General features: G+C 63.0%; 9 protein-coding genes and 1 pseudogene. 5 read left to right on the forward strand and 5 right to left on the reverse strand.

What is annotated here, in order from left to right:
• Window positions 1-97: 97 nt before the first annotated feature.
• From GSQ89_RS18955 to GSQ89_RS18965, 3 genes are all read left to right on the forward strand, one after another.
• Window positions 98-979 carry a glutamate cyclase domain-containing protein gene (locus GSQ89_RS18955; RefSeq protein ID WP_158928078.1) on the forward strand — a complete coding sequence of 294 codons (882 nt, stop codon included), beginning with the start codon at window positions 98-100 and terminating at the stop codon, window positions 977-979.
• Between the two features lie 41 nt (window positions 980-1,020).
• Window positions 1,021-2,016: an N-acetylglucosamine-6-phosphate deacetylase gene (locus tag GSQ89_RS18960; RefSeq protein WP_158928080.1), complete on the forward strand. Its 996-nt coding sequence runs from the start codon at window positions 1,021-1,023 to the stop codon at window positions 2,014-2,016.
• A 157-nt stretch (window positions 2,017-2,173) separates the two neighbouring features.
• Window positions 2,174-3,418 (forward strand): class I SAM-dependent methyltransferase, encoded by a 1,245-nt coding sequence (locus GSQ89_RS18965; RefSeq protein WP_158928082.1) that lies wholly within the window; start codon window positions 2,174-2,176, stop codon window positions 3,416-3,418.
• A gap of 20 nt (window positions 3,419-3,438) precedes the next feature.
• Here GSQ89_RS18965 and GSQ89_RS18970 read toward each other — a convergent pair whose 3' ends face one another.
• The gene (locus GSQ89_RS18970) at window positions 3,439-4,896 is read right to left on the reverse strand and encodes an amino acid permease (RefSeq protein WP_158928084.1); all 1,458 of its coding nucleotides are present in this window, start codon (window positions 4,894-4,896) and stop codon (window positions 3,439-3,441) included.
• A 316-nt stretch (window positions 4,897-5,212) separates the two neighbouring features.
• Here GSQ89_RS18970 and GSQ89_RS18975 point away from each other — a divergent pair, with 316 nt between their 5' ends.
• The gene (locus GSQ89_RS18975) at window positions 5,213-6,643 is read left to right on the forward strand and encodes an FAD-dependent oxidoreductase (RefSeq protein ID WP_254073278.1); all 1,431 of its coding nucleotides are present in this window, start codon (window positions 5,213-5,215) and stop codon (window positions 6,641-6,643) included.
• Between the two features lie 78 nt (window positions 6,644-6,721).
• Complete coding sequence (locus GSQ89_RS18980; RefSeq protein WP_158928086.1) at window positions 6,722-7,558, forward strand: DUF2272 domain-containing protein; 837 nt, start codon at window positions 6,722-6,724, stop codon at window positions 7,556-7,558.
• Between the two features lie 85 nt (window positions 7,559-7,643).
• On the opposite strand, the gene GSQ89_RS18985 is transcribed toward GSQ89_RS18980, so the two are convergent.
• The 4 genes and pseudogenes from GSQ89_RS18985 to GSQ89_RS18995 all read right to left on the reverse strand — a co-directional run bounded on the left by GSQ89_RS18985 (window position 7,644) and on the right by GSQ89_RS18995 (window position 11,622).
• The gene (locus GSQ89_RS18985; protein WP_216856270.1) at window positions 7,644-8,429 is read right to left on the reverse strand and encodes a M15 family metallopeptidase; all 786 of its coding nucleotides are present in this window, start codon (window positions 8,427-8,429) and stop codon (window positions 7,644-7,646) included.
• On the reverse strand, window positions 8,426-9,424 hold the full coding sequence (locus GSQ89_RS18990; protein ID WP_216856271.1) for a serine hydrolase: 999 nt from the start codon (window positions 9,422-9,424) through the stop codon (window positions 8,426-8,428). Before GSQ89_RS18990 ends, GSQ89_RS18985 begins: the two co-directional genes overlap by 4 nt.
• Window positions 9,425-9,439: 15 nt before the next feature.
• Window positions 9,440-9,562: pseudogene (locus tag GSQ89_RS39300) on the reverse strand (IS481 family transposase); the annotation flags it as partial.
• A gap of 41 nt (window positions 9,563-9,603) precedes the next feature.
• Window positions 9,604-11,622, reverse strand: a complete 2,019-nt coding sequence (locus GSQ89_RS18995; RefSeq protein ID WP_158928088.1) for an ATP-binding protein — start codon at window positions 11,620-11,622, stop codon at window positions 9,604-9,606.
• Window positions 11,623-11,917: the final 295 nt, after the last annotated feature.

Consider the following 11,917-nt stretch of genomic DNA (forward strand, 5'->3'; position numbering starts at 1 on the left):
CGTCATGGCGGGCGAAGGCCCGCCATCCACGCCTTGCGGATGTAAATGCCAACCGCCGCCCGCCCGATCCAACGCGCCGCACACCCCATAGACCAGCATGCAAGCCCTGATCGACCAGATCGAAACCCTGATCCACCGCGACGTCGGCCGCGGAATGAACGCCGTCTTCCAGGCGACCCAAGGCGGCCTATGGCGCGCGACCTCTGCCCTCGCCGCCACCACCGTCCCCAAAATCGGCCTGATCACCGGTTTCTTCGTGCCATCGGCCGATCCGCCCGCTGCCGAAACCGATGGACCAGCCGGCGCCGCCCTGATGGCGCTGGCCTTCACCCGATCCGGCCTGTCCTGCCGCCTGGCGACCGACACAATCTGCCAATCCGCCTGCCGCGAGGCCCTGAACGCCGCAGGCGCCGACGACGTCCCCATCGACGCCGTTGCGCCAAGCGGGACCGTCGACGCATTGATCGAACTCTGGCGCCAGACCGGGATCGACTGGGTAATCGCCATCGAACGCTGCGGTCCCGCCGCCGACGGCCGCATGCGGAACATGCGCGGTGTCGATATTTCCGCGTACGCCGCGCCCCTGGACCGGCTGTTCAGCGCCGGCCCATGGCGGACGATCGCAATCGGCGACGGCGGCAACGAAGTCGGCATGGGCAGCCTGCCGATCGTCCAATATGTGCCGTCAGGAGCAACGATCGGCTGTGTGGTGCCGGCGGATTTTCTGATCGCCACCGGCGTTTCTCACTGGGGCGCCTACGCGATGCTGGCGGCACTGGCGGTGCTGCGGCCGGACTGGTCGGTGGCGATGCGTGACGGACTCGACCCCACGGTAGACCAGGCGGTGATCGAGGCAATGGTGCGCAACGGCCCGGCGGTGGATGGCGTCTCGCTACGGCGGGAGGCGACGGTCGACGCACTGCCGATGGCAGACCACCAGGCCGTCCGGCAGGCGGTGTACCAGATAGCCGCCCGATGACCCGCTTGACACCCAACGCCCCTCCCTCCCACAGCAACCGAATGCAAACCCAGGGCCTCACCGACCTCCAGGTCAACGGCTATGCCGGCATCGACTTCAACGACGACACCCTGACCGCCGAGGCCCTCGACCACGCGCTCGACGCCATGCGCGAAGCCAATGTCACCACCTGCCTGCCCACCCTGATCACTGCCGGCGAGGCCACGCTCAAAGCCCGCCTCACCGCCCTCGACACCGCCGTCGCCAACAGCCGTCTCGGCTCGGTCATGGTCCCGGGTTTTCATCTGGAGGGTCCGTTCCTCAACCCCACCCCCGGCTATGCCGGCTGTCACCCGCCGACCGCCATGATCCAACCCGACCCGGCTGTGCTGGTGCGTCTGACCAAGGACCTCCGCCGCCCGATCCTGCTGCTGACCCTGGCGCCGGAACGCCAGGGCGCGATCCCCCTCATCGCCTGGGCGCGCAGCAACGGTATGGTCGTCGCCATGGGGCACACCGCAGCCGATCACACCGAGACCGCCAAGGCGGCCGAAGCCGGCGTAACCCTCAGCACCCATCTCGGAAACGCCCTTCCCCAGCCGCAGCCGAAATTCCTCAATCCGCTGATGGCGCAACTGGCGCAGGACCGGCTGCACGCCAGCTTCATCGCCGACGGCATCCATATCCCCCCCGAGGCCCTGAAAGTCCTCATCAGAGCTAAAACCCCGCACCGCGCCATCCTGGTCACCGACGCCACGGCCGCCGCCGCCGCGCCACCCGGCCTCTACAGGTTCGCCGACATGACCATCCAGCACGCACCGGACGGTTCGGTCCGCGTCCCCGGCACCACCAACCTGGCCGGCTCCGCCCTGAGGCTCGACCAGGCCGTGCGCAACCTGATCGCCTGGAATCTGACCGATCCCGCCACTGCGCTGGCCATGGCATCGACCCACCCCAACGCGCTGCTGGCCCCCGCGCTCGCCCATCACGCCATCGCCCTATCGGACACCACGGTCACCTGGACCTCCAGCTTTCAGCCGCGAATTTCACCCCGTTAGAAACCTTTCGTTTACCTATCCCCTGTATTCTGCCGGGCAGCGAGAAGCGCGACCGCGTCAGGCACGGTGGACAAAACGAACCGTTTCCTGGCCAACCCGTTGCAGGAAAGACGTGTCCGCGACCATGACCCTCCCCCTCATTGTGTCCTGACCGGACATGGACACCGCGGCGCAAGCCCTTCGCTCCTGGCCCCAAACAGCGACCGAACCCGCCTGCCGTCTCTGCGGCGCTCGGCTTCACCGCACGCTGATCGACCTCGGCGACCTCCCGCTGGCGAACCGCACGGAGGCCGCCGACACCGCCAATCACCCATCCTACCGCCTGCACATCCGCATGTGCGACGACTGCACGCTGGTGCAGACCGCCGACGTCCCCGTGGCCGCCGCCCCGCCTGAACCCCACCGCCCAGCGCGCTCCACCATCTATCTGAACCGCGCACGGCACGATGCCGAAACCATGCGGAAGCGACTGCGGCTGGATGCCGAGTCGCTGGTGATCGAGATCGGCGCCAGCGACGGCACCGTGCTGCATCCCTTTCAAGCCGCCGGAATCCCCATCCTTGGGATCGGCCCCGTGCCCAATGCCGCGACCGATATCCCCACCCGGATCGCGTTCTTCGACACCGAAACCGCGATGGAGGTCGCAGTACGGCATGGTTGCGCCGACCTCGTCTACGCCAACAACGTGCTGCCGTTCGTACCGGACCTGTTCGATTTCGCCGCCGGCGTGGCCAGCATCCTGCGGCCGAACGGCATATTCAGCGTGCAAGTACCGCATCTGCTGTCCCTGCTGCAGGCCACGCAGTTCGACGCGTTTCGCCACGATGCCTACAGCTATCTCTCCCTGCGGGTGTTGGAGCACGTGTCGCGCTCCGTCGGCCTGCGTGTGTTCGATGCGGAGCGCCTGCCCGATCACGGCGGCACGCTCCGGGTTCACGCCTGCCACGTCGACGGACCGCATGCGGCGCGTCCAAGCCTGAAATCCGTTCGCCAGGCCGAGGGTTTCGCCGAACTGGACCGCCGGGACATCTATTCCGGCTTCAGCGCCCGGTTCGCGGCGGCTCAGTCCGAATTCCGTGACTTTCTACAGATCAGATGCGCGGCCGGGCGTCGCGTGGCCGTCTATGGCACCGCGACCAGGGGCAACATGCTGCTGAATTGCTGCGGCATCACGACCAGGGAAATCGCCTGTGCCGCCGATCCCGATCCCGCCGTCCATGGCCGCCTGCTGCCGGGCAGCCAAGTCCCGATCGTGCCGCTACAGACCCTGATGACCGCCCCACCTGACGACCTCATCATCTTGCCCTGGCCGGACGCCGCCGAAATCGTGCCCGAACTGACCCCGCTGCGGCAGCTTGGCACGCATCTTTGGATCCCCATCCCGCGGATCGTCCGGGTGTAGCCGTTCGGCCCGCTTCAAACTCATTCGGCGGGCGCCGCCGGCAGCAGGGTGTGCCGGTGTCCATAGCCAAAATAAATCACCAGCCCAAGAACGAGCCACACCAACAGCCGCAGCCAGGTGGCCAAGGGCAAACCGAACATCAGCAGCAGTGAGAACGCGATCCCCAGGATGGGCACCCACGGCACGCCGGGCGTCTTGAAGGGCCGCGTCGTCCGAGGCGAATGACGCCGCAGATGGATGACCGCGAGACACACCAGCAGGAACGCGAACAGCGTGCCAATGCTGACCATCTCCCCCAGCAGCCCGATCGGGAAGCTGGCCGCGATCAGCGCCACGATCACACCGATCAGCGCCTGGCTGGCGAACGGCGTCCGGAAGCGGGGATGCACCGCGCTGAAGAACCCCGGCAGCAGCCGATCCTGGGCGATCGAGAACAAGATACGTGCCTGTCCGAACAACAGCACGAAGATCACCGTCGTCAGCCCGGCGAGCGCGGCGAATTTCACCAGCACCGACAGCCATCCGATACCGGTCACATCGATCGCCACCGCCACCGGATCGGCAACCCCGAGCTTTGCGTAGGGGATCATGCCGGTCATCACCAGGGCCATGAGGACGTAAAGAATCGTGCAGATGATCAGCGAGCCGAGGATGCCGATCGGCATGTCGCGCTGCGGCGACTTCGCCTCCTGCGCCGCGGTCGAGACGGCGTCGAAGCCGATATAGGCGAAGAACACCACCGACGAACCGCGCAGGATGCCGCTCCAGCCAAAGCTGCCGAAAGTACCGGTGTTTTCGGGAATGAACGGCGTCCAGTTGGCCCGATGCACGTAGAACGCGCCGACCACGATGACGACGCCGACCACGAACAGTTTGAACGCGACCATGATGTTGTTGACACGTGTCGATTCTTTTGTCCCGAGCATCAACAGGGCGGTCAGGATCAGGACGATCGCCACGGCGGGCAGGTTGAAGATGGCCGTCCCCGGCGATCCGTCGGCCAGTTTCACTGCCTCCCCGGTCGCCTCGGCCCATTGGGCGGGTATGTGGATGCCGAAACTGTTGAGCAAGCTGGCGAAGTAGCCGGACCAGCCGACGGCAACGGTCGCGGCGCCCATGCCGTATTCCAGGATCAGGTCCCAGCCGATGATCCAGGCGAATATTTCGCCGACTGTCGCGTAAGCATAGGTATAAGCGCTGCCGGACGCCGGGATCATCGCCGCCAGCTCGGCGTAGCACAGGCCGACGAAGGCGCAGGCGATGCCGGAAAGAACGAACGACAGGGAGATCGCGGGACCCGCGTAATTGGCGGCCGCCTTGCCCGTAAGCACGAAAATACCGGCCCCGATGATACAGCCGATGCCCAGTCCAATGAGAGAGAACGGTCCGAGTGTCTTGGTCAGACCCTTGCCGTGACCCTCGGCGCTCGCGGCGATGGCTTCGAGGGATTTTCGGCCGGTGTATTGTGCAAACGACATCTGCCTGCCCCTTTTTGTTTCGTAATACCGGTTGCCAAGCGCTGGGCCGAAATCGAAACGCATGCAAACACGTAATGCGTGTGTCCTGATCACGAAGATACGATCGGCGAGGCATAACACCAGCCTCCCGCCGTCATGGTGGGCGAATAAACGCACAGGCCTCCCATGTGTCTTGGCCGGACTTGGCCCGGCCACCCACGACTTTGATGTGCTTCGTATAAAAAGGCGTGAGTGCCGACCGCCCCCCGATCCGGCATAGTCCAAATCGGCCCCAACCTGTATCCTGGGACGAACGACAGGACTGAGGAGCGCGCGCGTGAGTGGCAAGATCGACGGCGATGGCGGACACCTGATGTATAAATCCGGCATCTTCTCCGAGGGCCGGCTGGAACGGCGCCCACGGCCCGACCTCGGCCTGGTCGAGGAACCCGCTCGGTCCATCCCCATTTTCCGCGACTGCGACGTGCTCGTCGTCGGTGGCGGCCCATCCGGCACCGCCGCGGCCATCGCCGCCGCCCGGACCGGCGCCGATGTCATCCTGCTCGAACGCCACAACCACCTCGGCGGTCTTTCCACCGGCGGCCTCGTCATCTGGATCGACCGCATGACCGACTGGACTGGCCAGCAGGTGATCCAGGGCATCGCCAACGACCTGCTGGACCGCCTGCCGAAAGACGCCGTCGCCGGCCCGCCGCGCGGCCTGTGGGGCACCCAGGACGAAGCCACCGCCGCCTACTGGAAGGAACGCACCGCCGCCTATCACGGCATCGTCACCTGGTCGCCCACCGTCGACCCCGAACATCTGAAGCTGGCGTCTCAGGAACTGGTGCTGGAGCACAAGGTCCACCTGATCTTCCATGCCTGGGGGGCGATGCCGCTGATGCGGGACGGCGCCGTGGCAGGGGTGATTTTCGAAAGCAAGGAGGGCCGGAAGGCGATCCGGGCGGCCGTGACCATCGACTGCACCGGTGACGGCGACATCTTCCACCGCGCCGGTGCGACAAGTTATTCCGATGTCGATACCCGGGACATTCATCACTGCATCAACACGGCTTTCCTGCTGGGCGGCGTCGATATGCGGCGTTGGATCGATTTCAAAACCTCCCGCCCCGCCGATTTTGCCGCCTTCATGGAAAGAGGCCGATCCGCGTGCGGGGGATTGTTCGAGCGCCCCTTTGTTTCTTGGCGGAATGAGGTGGCGCTGTTCATGGGACCGCGGCTGGCGGGTTACTCCGCGGTGGACGTCGAGGATCTGACCGAGGTCGACATCCGCTCGCATCGGCTGATGGCCGCGCATCTGGCGGTCTACCGCGAACACGCGCCCGGCTTCGAGGCCGCCTTCATGATGCTGTCCGCTCCGCAAACCGGCGTGCGCCATGCGCGCCGCCTGGTAGGCACGGCACAGGTCACGCGGGAAGATTGGGCGTCGGGAGTGGCCCAAGCGGATGAAATCGGCGTGTCGCCGTCGCTGTCACCAAAATATCCAGTGGTATCGGTGCCCTATGGCGCCCTGGTGCCGGCAGCATTGGACGGATTGCTGGTCGCCGGACGGGCGATATCGTGTGACGCAACGAGCCATTCGTTCCTGCGGGAGGTGCCGCAGTGCTGGATGACCGGGCAGGCAGCCGGCGTGGCGGCCGGTCTCGCCGCCGGTTCGGGGGTGAAGGTGCGGGACGTGCCGGTCGGACCATTGCAGGATGCGCTGGTTCGGCAGGGCGTTCTGGTGCGGGTCGGGGCAGTGGCCTGACAGGGGGACATTCCGCTTGTAGTGGAACGATTGGAACCCGAAATTCGTTTACGCCACGAAGCGGCCCCGAGGACACCGATGCGAAGTCTTTTCTATCCCCTGACGGCAGTGCTTGTTCTCGGAGGGTGCGCGGCGAAGGTCGTTTCTCCCCCGGGCGCACCGAAGCTTACGGCCCCGGAACTCTATCACGTGCCTGATTTCGCCCGCGTGCCCTACGAGCCGCTGACCCGAACCGACGCGGTGGCGATCGCGATGCAGGAATGGTTCGCGTTCGGCAAACCCGTCGATGACGATCCGCCTGGCTCACGGCCGCCGTTGCCCGAGGATCAGATGCCCGAACGGATGCCCGGGTTGTGGGAGCGGGTGGGCGAGTATTGGTGGCTGGGCCAGAACGCCGACCGGCCAGCGGCGGCATGGGCCGGCAAATACGACGCCGTCGGAACCGAGTTCAGCGCCGATCAAAGCGACTATCACGCCTGGTCCGCCGCCTTCATATCGTACGTGATGCGCATCGCGGGCGCCGGCGACGGTTTCCCGTATGCGGAATCACATTACGTCTACATCGACGCCGCGGCGCGGCAGGCCCTGGGCCAGGAGCAAGGCTGGGTCATCACCGCTCGGCGCCCCAGCGACTACGCGCCCGCGCTGGGGGACCTCATCTGCACCGGCCGCGACCGAGCGAGCCATATGCGTTTCGACAAGCTGCCGGCGCGGCCGTTTCCGGCACACTGCGACATCGTCGTCGCGAACCCGCCGGGTGGCGAACTGAGCGTGATTGGCGGCAACGTCGATCACGCGGTGACGATGAAGCATATCCCGGTCACGCCGGACGGCCACCTCGCGGAGCCGAACGGCGCCCTTGTGGACACCCGCTTCGACTGGTTCGTCGTGCTTCAGGTGGCCTATGCGCGATAGAATGGAGTGATGCGCAGAGCCTAAAGCATGATCGCGCTGGGCGGAACGTCCAGAGCGCGTGAATCATGCGATCAAACAAAACGCTCTATTGCTCCGCTTTGGGGTCGTAGCCCAATAGTTCCGGGCGGTACTCGAAGTGCATCGTGTCGAAATGCGCCCACCTGCCGCCCCAGATGAAGCCATGCTGCTCGAAGATCGCCACGATGTCCGGCGGGATGCGGTTGACATAGGCAGGCATTCCGGTGGCGGTTCGGCGCCATAGCCAGTAGTTCGAATAAGCCGGTTTGATGTCGATCGCGGCGCCCCAGCCATGCATGCTGGTTTGATCCGTATCGGCAACAGGCCGGCAGTTGTAGGTCCCACCCGGCGGATAGAGGTATTTCTTGTCCTCCGCAGGCAATGCATCGAGTTCACGCGAAACCGCGGCCAGTTCCCGATCCACACCGTTGACCGACGTAATGCTGACGGTATGTCCCCAGGTTTTCGGCAACCAGACCACGGGCACCAACTTCGGCGCGACCTCCCCTGCCTTGCAGTTCCCATACATCTTGTTGAAGAACGCCTGGTTGCGAACCCGGCCGGGATCTTGTTGTGGTGCCGGCAGCGGCGGTGCGCCCACCGGGTACACCAGCCGCAACTGATCGAGAATGGAGCCGTGCCGGATCTGCTCCTCCATGCTCTTGTTCGGCAGCCCGTCGCCGACCGGCATGCGGGTACCGTCACGCCAGATCAGGTCAGCACCGTCGAAACCGGCCAAGGCATCCGGATAGGCGCGGAGCAGGTCATCAATCGATGCCGCCATGCTCTGGGCCGGCACAGCGAACATCAGAATGATGGCCGCGATGCGGCTTCTCCATCGGCTGTTGCTCACGCGGCGACGCCGGCGATCAGGTCACCCACCTGGCGGCGCAAATCCCCGATGCCGGTTTCCCGGTGGCGTGTCGGATGCACGCGATTGGTCAGGAGTGCCCAGGCAACCCCTCGGCGGAAATCGATCCATAGTCCGGTGCCGGTGAAGCCCGTATGGCCAATCGTTTCGTCAGAGCACCTGTCGCCGCCAGACCATCCCTCATGCCGCGCTTCCCAGCCCAGGGTGCGGGTGGCCGATTGCCTCTCACGGATGCCGATCAGCCCCGGTTCGGCGCCCTGCAACAGTCCGGACGCGGCATCGAGCACGCCGTCGATCGTGCCAAACAGGCCCGCATGACCCGCGGCACCACCGAGCGTGAAAGCATTCTCATCATGCACCTCGCCGCGCATGACGCGGCCGCGCCAGGCGCACCGTTCGGTGGCCGCGGTTTCGGCCGGGTCCGGGTGAAACGTCAGTCCCGGCGGCAATGGCTGCTCACGGAGCGGGCAGTCGGTCAGCCGTTCGATGGCAATGCCTAGCAGCATGAAATTAATGTCGGAATAGACCGGCGGTCCTTCCCGCCAAACCCGCTGCAGGATGAAGGCGCGCAACGTCGCCGGGTCCTGGCCGTATGTGTAGAGCGGCTCGACCGCGGGCAGATGCGTCTGATGGCTGAGGCATTGCCGGAACGTCAGGCGACGCTCCGCCGCGCCGGGGTCGTATTGCCGCAGGTCCGGGATCGCGACGGTCAGTCGGTCATCCAGCGCTATGCGCCCCTGAGCCGCCAGACGCAGGATCGTGGGCGTCGTGAACAGAACCTTGGTGAGAGACGCGAGGTCGAACCATGTGCCGCGCTGCATCGGTGCGGGCTGTGGCTCACGCTGCGCCTGGCCAAAAGCTTCGACGGCACGATCGCCGGCTGTCGTTACGACTCCGAGAACGGCACCGGGTATCTGGTTGACGATCGCCCGGGCAACGGGATCAATCGCGGCGGCAAGAATTTCAGCAGCGGTCACAGGCCGGGCTTCTCCCTAGAGGCGGGGTTTGGGCGTTTGCATCGGGGTTTTGCCATAGTGCCATCTCCCCTGATGGGTTCGAACCGTGTTGTAGTCTCGCATCCAGACACCGAGATCGACCTGCAACTCCTCGACCGAACTGGCTCCCATACCAGATGCTCGTCGGATATCAGTCGACGTCAAAGGACATCGGATTGCAGATATTCCCGCTGCCGCGCCTGCTCCTTAGCAGGATCTAAAATGAAGCGACTGAGATCGTGAAGAATGACTGCTTCGAATGCATGTGCGCCAGACACGGAATGGGTGAACGAGTGGGTGGTGCCGTGAATTTGCCGATGATGAGTTGTGTCTTCATCCAGCAGGCATGTCACGTCAAACATCTCACGCCACTTGTTACCAATCTCCCAGGCGACGACCAGGCCGATCTCATTGACATCCTTAACGTCCGACTGCAGTTCCTCAACCAGACCATCTAGATTGTATTTGTATTCTAGAACCTTAATCTTGGTTACCAGTGGTAAATTGCCTGCAAAGACCTCTTCGTCAATACCAAGTGGGTTTGTTGCGGATCGAATATATTTATCGAACGGAGGATCCATTCGCACGCGGTAGAGCCCATCGTACTGCATGTACTGGCTACTAGATATCAAGTGAACCCCCCGAACGAGACCAGACGAGAGCATCTGATTGAACAGAGCCACCACATCCTGTTCGACGAGTGGCTCCGAACGGATTGGCAGTTCTTCAGCAGGGAGAAATAGACCAGCGCCCTTGATCGAGAGAGCGTGGTCGATCTCGTGCTGCTCCTGCTCTTTGATCCACTGGTCAATCTTCAATTCGTCGTTAAATATCTTGGCTACACCCGGCTTGCGGAGAAGGCTGTATCTGCGCCGGAACGCGGTGACAGCCGATACGGAGATTTTCTCGGCTAGATGAGCAAACTCCGGCTGAAAGCCCTTCCGCCCCAAATCGGGTTCAGCGTTTTCAAAATGTATAATCACGTGGGCAAGGTTCTGGAAGCCGACGTTGTTCGTCATAGGGATCGTCAACGGTAGCCCCTGAGGCATATGCCTGGTAGCAAGTTGCAGACCGCCTCGTAGAACCCTTGCGCCCTTTCGAAGCTTGAATTGATTATCGTTCAGCGCATCCCAAAGTTCAGTTGAAAATGCAAGATACACGTAGATGGAAATCCCGGACGACTTCGCCAACTCGCGTTCTGCTAAATCAAGCGTCAGGTTGAGATTAATTGGGCAATAGCCCTCTATCTCGCCGAGGAGTTCAGCGTTTGTCCAAAGACCGTATAGGCCATTGAGGCCCTTAAATCTGGGCGGAACCTTCGAGAGATCCGCGCCGGACGCTGCCTTCACCCTTTGGTCTTTGATAAACGCAACAATCGACCCGCTCCTCTGAATGAGATTATGCGGATATAGGTATTCGGGTGCCGACAACGTGGCCTCTGAGACCTTCCCGGCTTGGTCGGAAACCTTGATGTAAATGTCAACGGCGGGCGACGTGGTGCCGTCCAAGTATACGCCACCTAATGGCGTCATTATCCTCATAAGAGCTAGCCACTGTTCCGCCGTGGTCGCCTGGTACCATGCCAGATTGCCAGGACGTATGTTGTCCCCTGTAAGCTGAATTGTAATCGCCGTGCCCTGATCGATGTCGCTGAATGCGTCGGTGTGAGGTGGGCGGGCATTGATCACCGGACGCGGCACCGTGCCGGTTCGATCATCGACCCACCGGCGTCCGTTTTCGATACGGCCCGACACAATCTTTCCTTCGACTTTCGTGCTCACATAGAGTGAATTAAAGCCGTAACCAAGATAGGTCGCACCGACACCTTTGTTGCCACGAGTGACTGCGCCAGCCTTGAATGAGAAATTCGGCCGCAGGAATTGCCGCAATTGCTGCAAGTTCATTCCGCAACCATTATCTGTGACTTGAACGGACTGCTGATGTAAATCAATATAAACCCAGACCTTAGGCCGGTAGGCTGTCGCCTCGTCGTTTAGGCGCTTCTCTACTGCGTCCAACGCATTTTGAAGCAGCTCGGCAAACAAGTCGTAATAACCGGTGTAGCTTCGCAGGATATTCGAGATCTCTCGGCGCTGCGCACTGATCATCATTCCTGGGTCAGCCCCAACGGTGGTGTCCAGCGGGTCCCAGCCGTCAAGAGTCTCAGTGGTCGCGACCATACGAAATGCCTTTAAAATAATTCTGGCCGTTTATACACGATGTCCCGCCGATCCGAAACGTTCATAGAGTTCGGATGGGTGGCCGCCAGATGGCGCTCCGACCAGGGCACCAACGGCCTGTCAATATATACAACTACTCATCGAATTCTTCGTGATGGGTCAGTATGAGGCCCCCGTCAGTATAACCCGCTGTTGATGTGCGGGACAATCGAACCCCACTCGCCTCGGCTTCCCAAAACGTTGGATAGCCGACGAATCCGCGGACAGCCCCTTTCACCCCCCACCCCAACCGCCG

The organism is Acidisphaera sp. S103 (assembly GCF_009765975.1).
Lineage (GTDB): Bacteria > Pseudomonadota > Alphaproteobacteria > Acetobacterales > Acetobacteraceae > Rhodopila.